The following is a 19,944-nucleotide window of genomic DNA, read 5'->3' as shown; positions in this document are numbered from 1 at the left end:
GTGAATACGATGAATGAGTGGCCCCATCAGTTAATGACGCTTTTAACCCCACTTTTTGAGCTATGTATTTTAGGACTGAATGTTTTTTCGATTATTGTTTTAGTTTGGGGTGTTTGTTTAGCAGGAAAAGACTTCATTAAAAGTGAACGACAAAATCAAAGCCGCTTTACCTTAACCAAAATGAATACGTTCATCAAAAACTTCCTTGGCAGCTACATTCTGTTAAGTTTAGAAATTTTAATTGCTGCTGATATTATTGAATCCATTGTCAAACCAACTTTTCAAGATATTTTGAAATTGGCAACCTTGGTGATCATCCGTACAGTTATTTCTTATTTCTTACATAAAGAAATTGAAGACACTATGACCGATATGGAACAACAAGAAAAAGAACCAGATACCCCAAAAAATTAGCGGGTACGCTGGTTCTTTTTTTATTTAATCGCTTTAAAATAATGAAGTGGTTCGTTAGACAAACGCTGCATTTTACGTTTTTTATCTTCAATAATTGCTAAAATCTCGTCTGAAAAATTTTCTAAAATAACACGGCCGCCTTTATAGGTGTGACCACCCATTTCAGCAACTTCGCTGGCCGTCAAAATGACTTTACGATGCGCAATTTTTTTGAAAAATTCTTCAATTAAGTACGTCGGTAAGTAAAAATTATTTTGAGCAGAAAATGATTCCAAATAAATAAAATCATCGATGCTGATGAAACAATCATCCATCGATAAGTATTCAATTGATCTGTCTATATATAATTCACGCTTTTGTAAAATTTCTTTGACTTTTTTATTTAATAAATTCAATGATTCAATTTCTTTAACCAAATGTTCTAGTTCACGATAACGTACTTCTTTTCGCTCTTTGTAAGATGAATGTAAGGCGGCACTTGCTGTGACTATTAGCGCACCGACGATTACACCTACCATTCCGGCGATAAAAACAAACATATTTTTCCCCTCGCTCTTTTCTAATTTTCCATTTTAGTATAACATAATCCAAAAGTTTCGGATAAAAAATGATACAAAATTTTTCAAGCGACTTCGTTGACCTTTGTTGACCAAAGAGGTATACTTTTCATAGGCATTCAAAGTGCTTTGTGATAGAATGACTTTAAAAGTTTCTTTATATAGGAGGATTTACTTATGAATTTAATTCCAACAGTTATTGAACAATCATCTCGCGGTGAACGTGCTTATGACATTTATTCTCGTTTATTAAAAGACCGCATCATTATGCTAAGCGGCCCTATCGATGATAACGTGGCAAACTCAGTGATTGCACAGTTATTATTCTTAGATGCCCAAGATTCAGAAAAAGACATTTACTTGTACATTAACTCTCCTGGTGGTAGCGTTTCTGCAGGTTTAGCGATTTTCGATACCATGAATTTCGTTAAAGCGGATGTCCAAACGATCGTATTAGGAATGGCGGCTTCTATGGGTAGCTTCTTATTAACAGCTGGTCAAAAAGGCAAACGTTTCGCTTTACCAAATGCGGAAATCATGATTCACCAACCACTTGGTGGCGCTCAAGGGCAAGCAACAGAAATTGAAATTGCTGCTCGTCACATTTTAGACACTCGTCAACGTTTAAATTCAATTTTAGCTGAACGAACTGGCCAACCAATTGAAGTGATTGAACGTGATACCGATCGTGATAACTATATGACTGCCGAACAAGCAAAAGAATATGGTTTAATCGATGAAGTAATGGAAAATAGTAGCGCCTTAAATTAAAAATAAAAAATGGAAACAGCGACGGTCGCTGTTTCCATTTTTTTATTTTTCAATGTATCCTCGTAATTCTTCTTCAGTGACACTTTCGTCAAAGATATGCTCACCAATGATGATCGTTGGTACAAATTGAATGTGCGCCGCATTGGCTTCAGCAATCACGGCGGAAACAAGCGTTGCATCTGTTTGTTCTTTTAAGCCCAGATTTTTTTCAGCATACGTCGCTACTTCTTCTAAGGTTAAGTTTCCCCATTCATCTTGCGTAGCAAACATTTTATGCAATGCTGACAGTGCTTGTTCAGGCGCTGAATAGTCAATGTAGTGATGCATCACATTGCCGCGTTGTAAACTTTCTTTTTCTTTATCAAACAGCTTAATGATACGTTCAACTTTACCACTTTTGACAAATTGTGCTAACAGTTCCTCAGACTCTTCAAACCATTTTCTGCAATAAGGACAGCGAACATTGATAAATTCTATCATTTTGACAGGGGCATTGCGCTCACCAATATGAAGCCCTGTTTCTGTGTTAACTTTTGTTGCATCAATTACTGAAATATCCATAAAAAACCTCATCCTTTCAAACCTTTATTTCTCTTTTAGTATACCGTTTTTCAATAAAAAAATCATAAGACACGAATTCAAATTTTCTGAATTCGTGCCTCTGTTCACTTTTTTAACGATTAATCGAACGAGCCATTCTAGCAACAGTATGTCTTTTCCCACGTATCGCATCAGAAAGCTCTTTAATATTTTCAATACCAACTAAGCCCATATTGGCATCGCCAATATGTTGAATATCTACGCCTAAAATTTTATTTCTAATGCCGATTGCTTGGATAACTTCAGGTTGAGCACTTTCTTGTGAAGTTCCAATGGCACTCATAACTAATTTTCCTTTTGAATGTGCAAAATCCACAACTTCTTTGACTTGTTGATCATCAATGCCCCAAACCGTGCCGACTGCTGGGACTAAGACAATATCAGCGCCCGCTTCAATAAATTGTTCAGCTGATTTTAAACTGACCACTGGTTCATCTACGCCTGAACTGTGCATTTTTCCGGCAATAATGATGCCATCAAAATGTTTTTTGGCTAAGGCCACGTTCTCAGCAATCAAGTCGTTGGTCACGCCAGTTCCTGGATTACCTGTCAATAAGATAAAATCCAAACCCAGTTCATTGGCTTTTTTGAAAGTAGCTGCTGATGCTTTTCTACCTGGTTCAATCGAAACTCTCGTTGAAGCTAAGTCTAAATTTTCATCAACAGGTTCGACATTCATGCCAATCGGTAAACCGACTAGTTCTTTCAAACGATGAACAACCTCATCATTAGGGACACATGTTTCCGCAGTATATTGCCCTTCATAAGCGGCTACTACAATCGGTTGATTAACATCGAAAACATTCAATAAAATCATGTCTGCGCCATATGCTTTTGACATTTCCGCACAAGTGATATCACCTGCTACGGATGGATGAACTACCACATTTTCCGATAAAATTACGCGCCCTTCGCTCGCTTTAATACTCTGAAACAGCTCTTCTTTTGACATCCGTTTGATTTCTGATGCATTTGCACTAATTAATCGTTGAACCATTTTGACCCCTCCAATAGTTTTTAATCTTTTAGTTAAAAACAGCAATAAGTAATCGCTTGCATTTTATTACATGCAACATTCGTGCCAACGTCGTTTCTTTAAACCACAGGTCAACACTACATTTCAGTGCTACACACTTTTTGCACACTTTAATTTTTTTTACACGCTTAAAGAAAAAGTGAAGGATAGCACTTCAAACGGAAATGTTATTCTTCACTTCTGGAGCAGAAAAGTTACGCACTTTTTTCTCGTAATTTTTCTGCAAATTCATTAATTTTTCGAATACGATGATTAATACCTGACTTAGAAATAGCTCCTGAAGGAATCATTTCCCCTAGTTCTTTGAGACTAACTTCCGGATACTCTAACCGTAATTCTGCGATTTCCTGAAGTTTCTCCGGTAATGACGTCAGCCCTACTGTACTTTCAATAAATTGAATATTTTCAATTTGTTTTGAAGCCGCATCAATAGTTTTATTTAAATTCGCTGTTTCGCAATTCACTAAACGATTTACTGAATTCCGCATATCACGGACAATCCGGACATCTTCAAATTTCAACATAGAGTTCGTGGCACCAATTAACGTTAAAAAGTCGGCAATTTTTTCAGCACCTTTTAAATAACAAATATATCCATTTCGGCGTCCCAATGTTCGAGCGTTTAAGTCATAGTAATTCAACATCTTACAAATATCATTATTGTGTTCTTCATAAATTGAAAAAATTTCTAAATGATAGCGACTTGTTTCCGGATTATTAACTGAGCCAGAAGCCATAAAGGCCCCGCGTAAATAGGAACGCATTTTTTGCGCGTTACCCATGATTTCATTTGACACATTGCCATTAAAAACGACCCCATCCATAATATCCAAATCAGCTAGAATTTTTTGTGTATCTTGTTTTAGACGCACAATGTAAACATTATTTTTCTTTAGTTTCATTTTTTTACGAACTAATAATTCTGCTTGTGCATGGTAATGATCTTTCAGCAATGAATACATTCGACGAGCAATTGCAGCATTTTCCGTTTGTACATTCAAGACAAACTGTTGATTAACTAAGCTAAGTGAGCCGTTCATCCGAATTAATGCTGCTAATTCTGCTTTCGCGTGTTCTCGATGGACTTCTAAACCAGTTAACTCTTTTTTGACATCCGAGGCAAAAGACATCTAAGCTCCTCCTCTCTTGATTCTTTTGATTAATTAATATTTCGTTCCAAATACGATACGGAAAAGTTCTTCAACAACTTTTTCCCCATCATGAAAAACTCCGCCATCTCTTAATTCTAAAAAGTCTGTCGAAATGACTCGGCATCCTTCTTCACGTAATCCTTGAAAATCATGCTTTACTTGAACTAAATATTCATCATAAATTTCAGGATCCATGTAATTTTCTGGTACTTTTTCTGTGTTAACCAGTACTGTATCAACAAACTGCGCTTGTAGATGCTCGTTTAAGACACGAACATGATCGGCATCCGTAAAATGTTCCGTTTCCCCTTTTTGGGTCATGATGTTACAAATATAGACTACTTCGGCTGCCGTTTGTTTGATGGCTTCACCAATTTCTGTAATAACTAAATTAGGTAAAATACTTGTAAAAAGACTCCCTGGCCCTAACACGACCATGTCTGCTTCTTCAATTGCTTTGACGACTTTACGCGCAGCTCTTGGCTGTTCTTCTCCGTGTGTATTTGTTACAAACACATGGTCAATCGTCTTGCGATCCAGTGCAATTTTTGATTCTCCCACCGCCACTGAGCCATCCTTAAATACGGCATGTAACGTTAATGGCCGTTCTGATGATGGATAAATCCGTCCATCAACATGCATCATTTTTGAAAGCAATTGAATCGCTTCATACGTACTTCCTCTCATTTCTGAGACAGCAGCAATGATTAAATTACCGATTGCATGATTGGCAAAATGACTATCTGATTTATCAAAACGATATTGAAAAATATCTTCATATAATTGTGGCATATCTGACAATGCCACTAAAACATTTCTTAAATCTCCCGGAGGTGTCATGTTATTAATAGAGGAACGAAGCTCGCCACTACTACCGCCATCATCAGCGACCGTTACGACGGCAGTAATATCAACACTTTGATTTCTTAAACTTTTCAAAATTACTGGCAAGCCTGTTCCACCACCAACAACCACGATCTTCGGTTTACGAATTCGATAGGTTTTCATTAAGAGCGATTAACCGTTTCTTTTCTTTTTAAGCGGTCGCGGTGGGTAATATTTACATGGTAATCTTCCTCTTTTAATTCAGCACCAACACGTTCTGTCAATGCAACAGAGCGATGTTGTCCGCCAGTACAGCCAATTGCAATGGTGACGCTACTTTTACCTTCTTTTTTATATCCAGGTAAGACTGTTCGCAGTAAATCGATAAATTTGGTATAAAATTCATCTGTTTCTGGGAAGCCCATCACATAATCATAAACAGGTTGATCCATTCCAGTTAACGGTCGTAGTTCATCAATATAATGGGGGTTAGGTAAAAAGCGAACATCCATAACGATATCTGCATCAATCGGCAACCCATATTTAAAGCCGAAGGACACCATTTCCACTCGAAATTCGTGTGTCTCTCTCGTTGCTAGTTCTTTATTCAAACGTTCCCGCAATTGACGAGGGGACAAGTCCGTGGTGTCAATGACCAACTGAGCATCCGCCTTGATTTCTTCCAGCATTGCACGTTCTTTACGAATACCTTCTGTCACTAAACCATCCATCGCCATTGGATGCGCACGCCGGGTCTCTTTATAACGAGAAACCAACTCTTCATCGGTGGCATCTAAAAATAAAATCGTTGTATCAATAAAATTAGTATTTTCAAGTTCGACTAACATATCCTGAATTTCTCTAAAGAAGGTCCGTGAACGTAAATCGATCACTAACGCAATCTTGGTAACTTTTCCAGATTCTTTAATTAATTCCCAAAATTTTGGGATTAAGCTTGGTGGTAAATTGTCGATACAGAAATAGCCCATGTCTTCAAAGCTTTGAACAGCGACTGTTTTTCCAGCGCCACTCATTCCTGTAATAATAACCAGTTGTAAATTTTCTGGCATATTCAACACTCCCTTCACTTGCATCACTATATTATAACACCCCGGGCGTATCAAAGAAAGCTTTTCAATCATTCTTATAAAGATTTCTATTCTTTCATAGAAAAACAGCATTGACATTTTTGTCAATGCTGTTTTAATTGCTGAATTATACTATATAATTCTGTGTTATTTTAATACAAACTCAATTTCTGTTTTATCAGTAAAATTAGCTTCAAAATCAAATTGTTTTACTTGTTCATTCACGGCTAACTTTTTCGTAATGTGTTCTTTAATTTGTTCATTTGTAGCTGTTTTGATTGACAATCCATCTAAAAGAGTCATGATTTTGTCTTGTGCTGCCTTACCTTCTAATTCTAAATCAGCAAATTCATCTTCATACGTTGCTTCAATTGTTCCGTTCGATTTTATTTCATAGGTGAACTCAATTTCATTTTCATCGTATTCGATTTCTACGTCAATCTCTTGAAGACTGGCAACAGTCGGTGTCGGTGTGGTTAGTTCATTGTCTGCTGTTTCATGGTCCCCGCCAACTTCAGGAGTTACGGTTTCCCACTTAAAGGTACCAATTTTAGCTGTTGCTAGATATGGATTATTAATGGTAATGACTTTCAATTGAAGGTCTGAATGGTTGGCGATATCTGTTAAAATCCCCAGAGCCTGATATGTATTTTGTGTAAAACGTGTCGCAATATTTTGCGCATCAATTGTGGAATAGCCTAATGTTTCCCAGGTGATTTGTTGCTTTAATTCCTGATGAACGGCTTGTACTGTCGCCGGCTCCAATTGAATGCCCGTTGCTTCTTTTAAGTCTTTCTTGGTAAAACTCATTACTTTTTCATGGTCTGATTGTGAAATTAAAGTAGCTGCTTCCATTGTGTTACTATGTACAAAAGGTGTGATTCCGATAGCTAAGACCATTCCTGCTGTTAATAAACTTGTTGTTATTTTTTTGTTTTTCATTTAAGACTTCCCTTCGTGTTCATTGTTATTTTGTTAACAAACATAGTATATCTTTTAATTACACATTAAGTCAACATTTATTTTTAATTTTAATTAAAAAATATTTGTTATTTTATAATAAAAGAACCTTGTTTCCCATAAAAACAAGGTTCTTTATCTAATCATTAATGTTTATTTCAGAACACGTTTTAAATAATATCCTGTGTAACTGTCTTTGACTTTAGCAACTTCTTCTGGTGTTCCTGTCGCCACGATCGTCCCACCACCGTCGCCACCTTCTGGCCCTAGATCAATCACATGATCCGCAGATTTGATGACATCCAAGTTATGTTCAATCACTAAAACGGTATTGCCCGCTTCCACTAAACGCTCTAATACTAGAAGCAATCGCGCAATATCATCGGTATGCAAGCCTGTTGTTGGTTCATCCAGAATATAAAAGTTTTTCCCATTAGAATTTTTATGAAGTTCACTCGCTAGCTTCATCCGCTGTGCTTCTCCACCAGATAAAGTAGTTGCTGGCTGCCCCAATGTCACATAGCCTAAGCCTACATCCACAATTGTTTGCAATTTACGATGAATTTTAGGGATATGTTTGAAAAATTCTACGGCATCTTCCACCGTCATATCTAAAATATCAGAAATGTTTTTGCCTTTATAATGAACTTCTAACGTCTCAGAATTATAACGTTTGCCATGACAAACTTCGCAAGGCACATAGACATCAGGTAAAAAGTGCATTTCAATTTTGATGATACCATCCCCGCGACAAGCTTCACAACGGCCACCTTTGACGTTAAAACTAAAGCGGCCTTTTTTATAACCACGAACCTTGGCTTCATTTGTTTGGGCAAACAAATCGCGAATGTCATCAAAAACACTAGTATAAGTCGCTGGATTACTTCTTGGTGTTCGACCAATCGGACTTTGATCAATGTCAACAATCTTTTCAATGGCTTCATAACCAGTGATACTTTTGTGTTTCCCAGGTTTATTGGAATTACGATTTAATTTTTGGGCCAGCGCTTTTTTCAAAATTTGATTGACTAAAGTACTTTTCCCTGAACCTGAAACACCTGTGACAGCAACAAATTCACCTAGCGGAAATTCAACACTGACATTTTTTAAATTATTTTCACTGGCACCAGTGACTTTGATCGCTTTGCCATTGCCTTTGCGACGTTCTTTTGGCACAGGAATCACTTTTTTCCCAGAAAGATATTGTCCAGTCAATGAATGCGGATTTTTAGCAACCTCTTCCGGCGTACCAGCGGCTACAATTTCACCGCCCAGATGTCCAGCGCCAGGTCCCACATCAATCAAGTAATCCGAAGCCATCATTGTATCTTCATCATGTTCCACCACAATTAATGTATTGCCTAAGTCCCGCATTTTTTTCAATGAGTCAATCAAGCGGTCGTTATCTCGTTGATGCAAACCAATTGATGGTTCATCTAAAATGTAAAGGACGCCTGATAAGTTTGATCCAATTTGTGTTGCTAAGCGAATTCTTTGTGCTTCTCCGCCAGAAAGTGTACCAGCAGCTCGACTTAAGGTTAAGTAATCTAACCCGACATTTTTTAAGAAGGTTAACCGATCTTCGACTTCTTTTAAAATTGGCCGAGCAATCGTTGTTTCTTGTTCAGATAAAGACACACCTTCAAAAAATTGGACCGCATTTTTTATTGCTAATTCACTGACTTCACCAATGTGCGTGCCATTGATTTTTACAGCTAAAGCTTGCGGATTCAAACGATACCCATGACAGCTTCGACAAGTCAATTCTGTCATGTATAACCGCATTTGATCTCGTGTAAAATCGCTATTTGTTTCATGGTAACGTCGTTTAATATTTTTTAAAATCCCTTCAAATGGCACTTCCACATCACGAACACCACCAAAGTCATTTTCATAATGAAAATGAAAGTTTTTCTCGCCAGAACCATTTAAAATAATTTCTTGTTGCTCTGCAGGTAATTCTTCAAACGGCGTATCCATATCAATCCCAAAACTGGTGGCTGCTTGCTCCAACATTTGTGGATAATATTGGGAACTAATAGGGTTCCACGGAACAATGGCTCCTTCTCTCAAGGTTTTAGTGGGATCTGGAATCACTAAGTCTTTGTCCACTTCTAATTTAACACCTAAACCATCACAATCGGGACAAGCGCCAAATGGTGCATTAAATGAAAACAAGCGCGGCTCCAATTCACCGACTGTGAACCCACAATAAGGACAAGCATAATGTTCACTAAACAACATTTCTTCTTGACCAATCACATCAACAATTGCGTAACCTTCAGCTAAACGCAAAGCCGCTTCAAACGAATCAAACAAGCGAGAGCGAATGCCTTCTTTCACAACGATACGGTCAATCACAATCGCAATATCATGTTTTTTATTTTTTTCAAGTTCTGGTGCCTCACTAACATCATAGGTTTCACCATCCACCCGCATTCTGACATACCCTTCACGTTGGATCATTTCAAACACTTTTTTATGTTGGCCTTTTTTCTTGACCACAACAGGCGCCAAAATTTGAATTTTTGTTCGCTCTGGTAGCTCTAAGACTTTATCAACCATCTGTTCAACAGACTGACTGGTAATTTCAATATGATCGTTAGGACAAATTGGATGACCTACCCGAGCAAATAACAATCGTAAATAATCATTGATTTCTGTGACCGTCCCTACTGTTGAGCGTGGGTTCTTACTTGTCGTCTTTTGATCAATTGAAATAGCTGGACTTAAACCATCGATGCTGTCAACATCTGGTTTATCCATCTGTCCCAAAAATTGTCGCGCATAAGCAGAGAGACTCTCTACATAACGTCGTTGCCCTTCTGCGTAAAGCGTATCAAATGCTAATGAACTTTTACCAGAACCAGATAGTCCAGTTACAACAACCATTTTGTCACGAGGAATCGTGACATCAATATTTTTTAAGTTATGGGCGCGTGCACCATGAATCACAATTTTATCATTTGCCATATATGTTCTCCTTTTACTAAATCTCTTACGTCAAATCATTTCAAGTCATTCTATAGAGAAAAGATTAGTAAAAGATACGATGGTTCATCGTATCTTTTACTTAATCCGTTGGTTGACTTATTTGGCAGCTTTCAATTCAAGAATGGTATCTCGTAATGTGGCTGCAGTTTCGAAGTCTAATGCTTTGGCCGCATCTTTCATTTCTCTTTCAAGTTTCATTAATAAATCAGCTTTTTCTTGTCTTGATAAATCTTCATATGATTTATCCAATTGAACCACTGTTTCATCTTTATCAGCTGTTTTGGAAATAGAAATCAAATCACGAATTTCTTTAATAATTGTTTTTGGTTCAATGCCATGTTCTTCATTATATGCTTCTTGGATTGCCCGACGTCGTGCCGTTTCATCCATAGCTCGTTGCATCGAATCGGTGATTTTATCTGCATACATAATGACTTTTCCTTCGGCGTTCCGGGCAGCCCGTCCCATCGTTTGCACTAACGAGCGTTCACTACGTAAGAAGCCTTCTTTATCCGCATCTAGAATCGCAATTAAGGAAACTTCTGGCACATCGATTCCTTCACGTAATAAGTTAATACCTATTAGAATATCAAATTCGCCTAATCGTAAATCGCGAATGATCTCCGTTCTTTCCAGTGTTTTTATATCACTATGCAAATATTTAACTTTTAAGCCTAATTCTTTGAAATAGTCGGTTAAATCTTCGGCCATTTTCTTCGTTAAGGTTGTGACAAACACTCGCTGATCTTTTTCGATCCGTTCATGAATTTCGCCCACCAAGTCATCAATTTGACCCATAATTGGGCGGATTTCTACTTCTGGATCTAGTAAACCTGTTGGTCGAATGATTTGTTGAACAACCGTCTCTGTTTGTTCCATTTCATAAGGGCCTGGTGTTGCCGATACATAAACAATTTGGTTTACATGTTGTTCAAATTCTTCTAAACGAAGCGGTCGGTTATCAAGTGCACTTGGTAAACGGAAACCATAGTCCACTAACATTTGTTTCCGTGCTCGGTCGCCATTATACATTCCTCTAATTTGCGGCATTGTTACATGAGACTCATCGATTACAAGTAAGAAGTCATCTGGGAAAAAGTCCAACAGCGTATATGGCGGCTCCCCTTCTTGGCGACCATCCATATGTCGAGAGTAATTCTCAATCCCTGACGTATAGCCCATCTCTCTCATCATCTCAATATCATAGTTGGTTCGCTGTTCCAAACGTTGGGCTTCCAATAATTTGTTTTCACTGCGAAGCACTTTCAAACGTGCTTCTAATTCTTCTTGGATCTGCGATATGGCATGTTCCATATGTTCTTCGTTCGTCACAAAGTGTGTTGCCGGAAAAATAGCGACATGCTCTGTTTCGCCGACAATTTCACCAGTTAACGCATCTACTTCACGAATTCGATCAATTTCGTCTCCGAAAAATTCAACACGTAGCGCATGCTCATCCCGTGAAGCTGGGAATATCTCAACCACATCACCGCGGACACGAAAACGCCCCCGTTGAAAATCAATATCATTTCGTTCGAATTGAATATCGACTAAACTTTTTAGTAACTCATTACGATCCATTTCCATTCCCACACGTAATGAAACAACTTGTTGGCTGTATTCCCGCGGATCCCCTAAACCAAAAATACAAGAAACTGATGCTACCACGATGACATCGTTTCGTTCCAATAAAGAACTTGTCGCTGAATGGCGTAGTTTATCAATTTCATCATTAATACTGGAATCTTTTTCAATATATGTATCACTTGAGGGTACATATGCTTCTGGTTGATAATAATCATAGTAACTGACGAAATACTCGACCGCATTATCTGGGAAAAATTCTTTAAATTCCCCGTATAATTGTCCAGCTAGTGTTTTATTATGTGCAATCACTAATGTTGGTTTGTTCACTTCTTGAATCACATTAGAGATTGTAAATGTTTTACCTGTTCCGGTCGCTCCAAGTAAAATTTGAGCTTTTTCTCCACCTTTGACACCGTCAACTAGTTCAGCAATAGCGGCTGGCTGATCTCCGGCAGGCTCATATTTAGAAGCCAAATGAAAGGTATTGGAAGTTTCTCTTTCGATCATTTATAACTCCCCCTCAAAGTGTCTAATTTCTCTTAAATTATCGGCCCATTCTGGCAGAATGTCCACTTATTAGTTTAACATACCGAACATATTTTCGCCACTTTTGCTGTTTCGAACTTCAACTGATCTTAATCTTTTGTTCTTAATTTCTATGTCACATTTTATAACATGTAATGTAAGGAAATTAGAGTTTTTTTCTCTTTTTAGCGTTCAAATACTTGTCAGCTTCCTATTTCTTACTATATAATTGTTCAATATGCAAAACTAGGAGGTATTTTATGAAAAGGAAACACTTTTTACTTTCTTTCTTTGTGATGATGGTAACTCTGCTAACATTCATTAGTGGCACTTCAGCACATGCAGAAGGAAAGAAATATACAATTGGAACGGATTTAACATTCGCCCCTTTTGAATTCCAAGACTCAAAAGGAAAATACATTGGTATTGACGTTGATTTATTAGATGCGATTGCCAAAGATCAAGGTTTTGAAGTGGATTTAAAACCATTAGGCTTCGATAGTGCAGTCCAAGCGATTCAGTCTAAACAAATTGATGGCATGATTGCTGGAATGAGTATTACGGATGAGCGAAAAAAATCCTTTGATTTTTCAGATCCATACTTCGATAGCGGTTTACAATTAGCGGTAAAAAAAGGAAACGACAAAATTAAATCATATGATGATTTAAAAGGCAAAACGGTTGCGGCTAAAGTTGGAACTGAAAGTGCCAATTTCCTTGAAAAAAATAAAGAGAAATATGACTACACCATCAAAAATTTTGACGATGCAACGGGTCTTTATAAAGCCTTAGAAAACGGCGAAGCGGATGCAATCGTTGATGATTATCCTGTATTGGGCTACGCAGTGAAAAATGGTCAAAAATTACAATTAGTTGGCGATAAAGAAACAGGCAGTTCTTATGGTTTCGCAGTGAAAAAAGGTCAAAACCCTGAATTAATCAAAAAGTTCAACGCTGGTTTGAAAAATCTTAAAGACAATGGTACTTATGATAAAATTTTAAACAACTACTTAGCGACAGGCGATGAAACAAACACACAAGACGCTGGCGAACAGATGAAAAAAATCACTCCTAAAAAAGAGAAATATGTGATTGCTAGTGATTCTACATTTGCTCCGTTTGAGTTTCAAAATGCCCAAGGCGATTATGTCGGAATTGATGTAGATTTAGTCAAACGCGCAGCTGAATTGCAAGGTTTTACTGTTGAATTTAAATTTATTGGCTTTAGTTCTGCTGTCCAAGCTGTTGAATCTGGTCAAGCAGACGGGATGGTTGCAGGCATGACGATTACGGATGATCGTAAAAAAGCCTTCAACTTCTCTGTTCCTTACTTTGATAGCGGTATTCAAATTGCGGTCAAAAAAGGCAATGACAAAATTAAATCGTATGATGATTTAAAAGGCAAAAAAGTCGGTGTAAAAATTGGTACTGAAAGTGCTGATTTCTTAGAAAAAAATAAAAAGAAATATGATTACTCAATTAAGTATTTAGACACAACTGATGCATTATACAGTGCATTAGAAATTGGCGAAGTTGATGCCATGATGGATGATTATCCTGTCATTGGCTATGGGGTTGCGCAAAATCAACCACTAGCGACACCAATTCCTCGTGAAAAAGGTGGTTCTTACGGTTTTGCTGTCAAAAAAGGGCAAAATCCTGAACTACTTGAAATGTTTAACGAAGGCTTAAAAGAAATGAAACGTACAGGTGAATACGATAAAATTATCGGCACTTACGTGAAAGATGGCAACGAAGCCAAAGAAGAAACAGCTGACGAATCTACATTTGTTGGCTTCATGCAAAACAACTGGAAACAATTGTTACACGGTTTATGGATGACGATTCTATTAACGTTGATTTCCTTCGTACTTGCTTTAATTGTCGGCGTTATTTTTGGGCTATTCAGCGTTTCACCAATCAAAGCATTACGTGTACTTTCAACCATTTATGTTGATTTAATTCGCGGAATTCCTTTAATGGTCTTAGCGTTCTTCATCTATTTCGGATTACCTGGTGTGCTTGGCTTTAATATCCCGGTCTTCATTGCTGGGATTATCACATTAACTTTAAATGCCAGTGCCTATATTTCTGAAATTGTGCGCGGCGGAATCAAAGCTGTTCCAGTTGGCCAAATGGAAGCTTCAAGAAGTTTAGGTCTTTCCTATAATCGGACAATGCAAAAAATTATTTTACCACAAGCGATTCGCATTATGATTCCTTCATTCATTAACCAATTTGTTATTTCATTGAAAGATACAACTATCCTTTCAGCAATTGGCTTAATCGAACTACTACAAACAGGAAAAATTATTGTTGCTCGGACATTACAAAGTACAATGGTTTACTTCGTTATTGCGTTAATCTACTTAATTTTAATTACTAGCTTAACTAAATTAGCGAAAAACCTTGAAAAGAAGGTGAACTAATATGACTGAAAAAATCTTAGTTGAACATTTAGTAAAAAAATATGGTGACAACACGGTCTTAAACGACATTAATGTTTCTATTAACGAAGGCGACGTAGTCTGCGTCATCGGTCCTTCTGGTTCTGGTAAAAGTACTTTTTTACGTTGCTTGAATCAATTAGAAGAAGCTTCTAGCGGAGACATTATTATTGATGGTGCGAACTTGACAGATAAAAATACGGACATCAACCAAGTCCGTCAACATATCGGCATGGTTTTCCAACATTTCAATTTGTTTCCACATTTATCTATTTTAGAAAATATTGTTTTAGCACCAACCGATTTAGGTCGCTTGTCAAAAGACGAAGCGGAGAAAAAAGCGTTAGAACTTTTAGAACGTGTTGGGTTGGCAGATAAAAAAGATGCCTATCCAGATTCTTTATCTGGTGGTCAAAAACAACGTGTCGCAATTGCACGTGCGTTAGCGATGAATCCTGATATTATGCTTTTCGATGAGCCAACATCAGCTCTTGATCCAGAAATGGTTGGCGATGTTCTTGGTGTAATGAAAGATTTAGCAAAACAAGGAATGACAATGGTCATAGTTACTCACGAAATGGGCTTTGCAAAAGAAGTGGCTAACCGAGTAATGTTCATTGATGGCGGTAACTTCCTAGAAGATGGTTCGCCAGAGCAAGTCTTTGAAAATCCTCAAAACCCTCGAACAAAAGATTTCTTAGATAAAGTATTAAATATTTAAACAAAAGCACTTGGCGCGCGCTAGCGCCCAAGTGCTTTATTTTATGGTTAAATTGTTTCCGTGACAGAGACAGATTGAACGTGCCCTTTTTCTTTTAAGAGATGGTGCAAGTTGGAATGCCAGAAATCTTCTTTGCCTACATAAGAAATCTTTGCTGTCACTGCCTCTTGTTCGGATTCCAAAGTCAATTCTACTAAGCGCTCCCCTTTTTCTAAAGAAGCTTGAAGTTGTTCATGCAGTCGGCTTTCTTTAATCATGGGTTCCTTCATTTTTACGATAAGCTGCAATCGTTTTAAAGGAGTTTTTCGTTTAAAATGGGCCAGAGCTAATACTAGCAAAGTTGCCACGAGATTGATAAATGCAATGGTTAAAAAGCCCATCCCAATGACTAAACCAATAATAGTAACATTCCACATCATTACTGCTGTCGTTAACCCAGAAACTTTCCTTTCTCTAAAAACGATAATCCCCGCACCGAGAAAGCCTACACCACTAATCACTTGGGCGCCATATCGTGTAATATCCATAGAAATAATGGATGCCAAGGCGCTATTTTGTTTCACCACATCGACTAAAATATCCACCGATTGAATCTGTAAAATGGAAATCGTACAGGAGGCCAAACATAAAATGGCATTACTACTGATACCGAAGCCTTTTCTTTTAATACTTCTTTCTAACCCAATCAAAGCTCCAAAAACCACGGCTAGAGCCATCCGAATGACAACGTCGGTGAGAGAAAGTTCAATCATTTTTAAAGAATTCATCGCTTTCTCTCCTTTCTTGCAAATGACTATTTGACTTATTTTGTATTAACTAATAAACGCAAGCCATTAAAAATGACCACTAAGGTACTTCCTTCATGAATAAGTACGCTAAATGCGATATTCGCAATACCTAAAAAGTTCAAGATAATTAACGTTGCTACCACTAACATTGAAAAAATAATATTTTGCTGCACAATTTTATTCAAGCGTTTTGAGACACGGTGAGCATAGCCTAATTTAGAAAGATCATTTTTCATCACTACCACGTCTGCAACATCGATAGCAATGTCTGTACCATCCCCCATCGCCACTCCGATATCAGCATTCACTAAAGCGGGCGCATCGTTAATGCCATCACCAACCATCCCAGTCATTCCTACTTCGCGTTTTAATTGATCAACAATCGCTGATTTTTCCTCAGGTAAAACATTAGCAAAAACTTGGTCCACGCCTACTAAGCGACCAACTGCTTCACCCGTAAGTTTTGCATCTCCTGTAATCATTGTTGTTTCAATATTTTGTGACTTGAAATAGTGAATGGCGTTCATTGCTTCTTCATTAGGAACATCCATCAATGCCACCAAACCAATCACTTGTTCATTTTCGGCAAAGTACACTACCGTTTTGCCTTCACTCGCTAATTTCGTTGTTTGTTTCTCAATGATTGTTGGCACTTGTTCGAAACTAGATGGTTTACCAATTCTAAAAGTTGTGTCTGCAATGGTCGTTACTAAACCCACCCCGACAATATTTTCTACTTCTAAATTTAAAGCCGTTGTTTCTGCTTCAAAGCGATTAACAATCGCCGTCGCCAATGGATGATTGGATTTTTTCTCCATATTTGTTAAAACAGCTACTAATTCGTCTTGGCGAGCTTCTAAGCCATCAACAAAAAGATAATCTGTGACCTCAGGTTTGCCTTTTGTTAGTGTGCCTGTTTTATCAAAAGCGAGTGCTTTCACTTCAGCTAAATTTGATAAGAATGAGCCACCTTTAAACAAAACGCCTTGTTTCGCTAAATTGGAAATTCCTGATAAAGTTGCCGGAACGGCACTCGCTGCTAAAGCACAAGGGGAGGCAGCAATTAAGAAGACCAAGCCTCTGTAAAAACTTTCAGCCCAAGTCAATTGGAAAAGTAATGCGCCACCTAAAACAATTAGTGGAAAAACTGCTAAAACTAGTGTGACATATTTTGGTTCAAATCGTTTAATTTTGCTTGCAATTTCCGATTGATTTTCTTGTGATTGGTTCACGAGCTGTACGATTTTCGCAAAAACTGTTTCTGAACTATCTTTCGTTACTTCAACAACAATTGTGCCTGAACCGTTCATGGTACTACCAAAAACTGGGTCCCCACTATTTTTTTCTTTGGGAATACTTTCCCCATTAATAGATGATTCATCCACAGCGGTACTTCCTTCAATCACGACGCCATCTGTCGGAATTTGCGCACCATTGAGGACTTGCACGCGGTCACCAATCTTCAATTGTTCAACTGACACAGTTTGAATTGAGCCGTCGTCTGTTATCAGGCGAGCTTCTGTTGGATTTAAATTTAATAGTTTTGTAATTTCACGTTGACTTTTGCCTTGGGCATAATCTTCAAGGAAATGCGCCGCCGCAAAAATCAAAATCAACAATGCTGATTCTTCAAAACTTCCCATTAATGCTGAACCAACTGCAGCTAAGGTCATTAACAAATGAATATTAGGCGAAAACTTTCGATTGTTTTTCGTATCCCGATACGTATCTCCAAAGCCTTCCCCAATAATATGATAACCAGCTAAAATAGCAGCTAATGAGAAAAGAATATTTTTCATTAAGAGCATGTTCCCTAAAAATAAACCGATAAAGAAAAGAGCCAATCCTGTAAAAAAGAGAATAACTGGAACGTTTTTACCTTTTTCTTCATGTGTGTGTGCACCTGTCTGTTTTGACATTGTTATGCGCCTCCTCATTAATGTTTTTCTATTCATATGAATGTATATTCATATTATAAAACACTTGGGTGGTTTTGTAAAGACTTAAACACAAAGACAAGCGATGATTCTATTCGATAGGATCACCGCTTGTCTTTGTCGATTCTTTTTGTTGTTGATATTTTTCTTCTTGAATAGTCAATAATGATTGCGTTAAATTGACCCAATCAATCGAACGAGGTGGATCCAGCCAAACCATAACTTTACTCTGTTCTTCTTGATACAAGTTATTTAAATTGGTAATCACCACATCTGGTAAGGTATCTGATAACGGGTCAATAATTTCTACATTTAAATTCACATAGACGGATAAATTTTTTTTGATGAATTGGTTATACTCTTTTCCATAAGAAAAATCAATTAGGACCTTGGCTGGCTCTGCAATTAAATGAACCGGAACATGATTAATTAGCAACAATAGATAGTTAAAAAACAAACAGTGATTGGCTTTCGCAATTTTTTTATGTTTTGCTGTTAACCAACGAATATATTCAATTAAATAAAAATAAAATTCCGGATATGTTTGCTTAAAAAACTGTAAATCCATTTCAAAATCGTCAAACATATTAATCGGAAAGTAAATAACATTGAAATGAATAATTGCTAACCCTTCTTCTAGAGTATTCCTTGTTGACTCCTCTAAACAATTAAATGCTTTTTCAAAACTTCCAATGAAAACACGAGTTAGGCTTTCAATCGTAGGATCTTCGTGAATAACATATTTTTTCTCTAGTTTGCCATGCAAATACAAGAAAAAAACAATCGTATACGTTAATGATTTTGAGGCCAATGCCCATGCCACTTGCGATTTTTTTATTAGTTCCTCTGAAAATGTATTCAGTGCACGCGTATCGATCCCTTCCACCGCACGTCCTTCGTTGTTAATCATAATAGCTAAATAATGGAAAAAATTGCGTCGCTCATAGGTGGTGAAAGTATAGTTTAACTCAACAGACTGTAATACACGTTTCGCTTCATTATAGACTTTTACCGAATATAATTCGGAAATCGGTTGATTGGAAAGCGTGAACAATTTATACAAAAAAAATGAAATTGCTTTTTGATTGCCGACAATTTCCCGCTTACTAAAATAGATCTGATACTCCTTTAAGGCTTTTTTTAGCCGCTGTAAGGTACTATACGCCACAGAGGTGCTGACATGATTACATTCAGCAAACTTTGTCAAACTATAATTTCCTCTAAAGTAAGACAACACTAATTTAAAAGAGAGCGATTCTGTTAAGTATTTCGTGAGCAAAAGTTTACTTGAATAGTTTCCATCAATTTCAAGTGTAACATCTACATCAGAAACGACTAAAGTTAAGCTGTCGCTTAACTTTAGATTGTCAATATCTGCTTTTAATTTTTCTAATGTTTTTTTGACTAAAAAATTCGACATTGATAATTCTTCGCGAAGTGCAATAAAAGTACCTGATAGCGTGGGACTTTCTTCTAAATGCCTTAGCAAGGAATAACTTCGTTGATCTTCTTTATTTAAAAAAATTTCATAATTCATCATTTA

At 37.2% G+C, this 19,944-nt stretch carries 16 protein-coding genes; 4 read left to right on the top strand and 12 right to left on the bottom strand.

The genetic code is table 11. The features are described 5' to 3' along the window. Positions 1–9: 9 nt before the first annotated feature. Positions 10–414 (top strand): DUF1622 domain-containing protein, encoded by a 405-nt coding sequence (locus tag IGL93_RS02680; protein WP_002383026.1) that lies wholly within the window; start codon positions 10–12, stop codon positions 412–414. Between the two features lie 20 nt (positions 415–434). Here IGL93_RS02680 and IGL93_RS02675 read toward each other — a convergent pair whose 3' ends face one another. Then, positions 435–953, bottom strand: coding sequence for a hypothetical protein (locus tag IGL93_RS02675; protein WP_002355635.1), 519 nt, complete (start codon positions 951–953; stop codon positions 435–437). A gap of 195 nt (positions 954–1,148) precedes the next feature. Between IGL93_RS02675 and clpP the strand changes: the two genes are divergently transcribed. Further along, positions 1,149–1,742 (top strand): ATP-dependent Clp endopeptidase proteolytic subunit ClpP, encoded by a 594-nt coding sequence (gene clpP / locus IGL93_RS02670; protein ID WP_002355633.1) that lies wholly within the window; start codon positions 1,149–1,151, stop codon positions 1,740–1,742. Positions 1,743–1,784: 42 nt separating this feature from the next. On the opposite strand, the gene IGL93_RS02665 is transcribed toward clpP, so the two are convergent. The 8 genes from IGL93_RS02665 to uvrB form a co-directional block, all read right to left on the bottom strand. Continuing rightward, a complete protein-coding gene (locus IGL93_RS02665) occupies positions 1,785–2,303 on the bottom strand; it encodes a DsbA family protein (RefSeq protein ID WP_010775633.1) in 519 nt (172 codons plus the stop codon). 112 nt (positions 2,304–2,415) lie between these two features. Next, positions 2,416–3,339, bottom strand: a complete 924-nt coding sequence (locus IGL93_RS02660; protein WP_002366202.1) for a PEP phosphonomutase — start codon at positions 3,337–3,339, stop codon at positions 2,416–2,418. Positions 3,340–3,572: 233 nt separating this feature from the next. After that, complete coding sequence (gene whiA, locus IGL93_RS02655) at positions 3,573–4,508, bottom strand: DNA-binding protein WhiA (protein WP_002358736.1); 936 nt, start codon at positions 4,506–4,508, stop codon at positions 3,573–3,575. A gap of 33 nt (positions 4,509–4,541) precedes the next feature. Further along, positions 4,542–5,537 (bottom strand): gluconeogenesis factor YvcK family protein, encoded by a 996-nt coding sequence (locus tag IGL93_RS02650; RefSeq protein WP_002355627.1) that lies wholly within the window; start codon positions 5,535–5,537, stop codon positions 4,542–4,544. Beyond that, positions 5,537–6,424 carry an RNase adapter RapZ gene (rapZ, locus tag IGL93_RS02645; RefSeq protein ID WP_002355625.1) on the bottom strand — a complete coding sequence of 296 codons (888 nt, stop codon included), beginning with the start codon at positions 6,422–6,424 and terminating at the stop codon, positions 5,537–5,539. Before rapZ ends, IGL93_RS02650 begins: the two co-directional genes overlap by 1 nt. A 165-nt stretch (positions 6,425–6,589) precedes the next feature. After that, a complete protein-coding gene (locus tag IGL93_RS02640; RefSeq protein ID WP_010775632.1) occupies positions 6,590–7,384 on the bottom strand; it encodes a YusW family protein in 795 nt (264 codons plus the stop codon). A gap of 171 nt (positions 7,385–7,555) precedes the next feature. After that, a complete protein-coding gene (gene uvrA / locus IGL93_RS02635) occupies positions 7,556–10,375 on the bottom strand; it encodes an excinuclease ABC subunit UvrA (protein WP_002366198.1) in 2,820 nt (939 codons plus the stop codon). A gap of 117 nt (positions 10,376–10,492) precedes the next feature. Continuing rightward, on the bottom strand, positions 10,493–12,490 hold the full coding sequence (uvrB, locus tag IGL93_RS02630) for an excinuclease ABC subunit UvrB (RefSeq protein ID WP_002355618.1): 1,998 nt from the start codon (positions 12,488–12,490) through the stop codon (positions 10,493–10,495). Between the two features lie 278 nt (positions 12,491–12,768). Between uvrB and IGL93_RS02625 the strand changes: the two genes are divergently transcribed. Together IGL93_RS02625 and IGL93_RS02620 are read left to right on the top strand one after the other, a co-directional pair. Then, a complete protein-coding gene (locus IGL93_RS02625) occupies positions 12,769–14,937 on the top strand; it encodes an amino acid ABC transporter substrate-binding protein/permease (protein WP_010775631.1) in 2,169 nt (722 codons plus the stop codon). A 1-nt stretch (position 14,938) separates the two neighbouring features. Next, a complete protein-coding gene (locus tag IGL93_RS02620) occupies positions 14,939–15,676 on the top strand; it encodes an amino acid ABC transporter ATP-binding protein (RefSeq protein ID WP_002355616.1) in 738 nt (245 codons plus the stop codon). Positions 15,677–15,723: 47 nt separating this feature from the next. On the opposite strand, the gene IGL93_RS02615 is transcribed toward IGL93_RS02620, so the two are convergent. The 3 genes from IGL93_RS02615 to IGL93_RS02605 all read right to left on the bottom strand — a co-directional run bounded on the left by IGL93_RS02615 (position 15,724) and on the right by IGL93_RS02605 (position 19,941). Continuing rightward, the gene (locus IGL93_RS02615) at positions 15,724–16,443 is read right to left on the bottom strand and encodes an MgtC/SapB family protein (protein WP_002361276.1); all 720 of its coding nucleotides are present in this window, start codon (positions 16,441–16,443) and stop codon (positions 15,724–15,726) included. A 35-nt stretch (positions 16,444–16,478) separates the two neighbouring features. Further along, the gene (locus IGL93_RS02610) at positions 16,479–18,383 is read right to left on the bottom strand and encodes a heavy metal translocating P-type ATPase (RefSeq protein ID WP_010775630.1); all 1,905 of its coding nucleotides are present in this window, start codon (positions 18,381–18,383) and stop codon (positions 16,479–16,481) included. Positions 18,384–18,492: 109 nt separating this feature from the next. Further along, positions 18,493–19,941 (bottom strand): helix-turn-helix domain-containing protein, encoded by a 1,449-nt coding sequence (locus IGL93_RS02605; protein WP_002358731.1) that lies wholly within the window; start codon positions 19,939–19,941, stop codon positions 18,493–18,495. Positions 19,942–19,944: the final 3 nt, after the last annotated feature.

Source organism: Enterococcus sp. DIV1328a (assembly GCF_050536905.1).
GTDB classification, from domain to species: Bacteria; Bacillota; Bacilli; order Lactobacillales; family Enterococcaceae; genus Enterococcus; species Enterococcus faecalis.
This window is presented reverse-complemented; position numbering and strand designations above follow the sequence as displayed.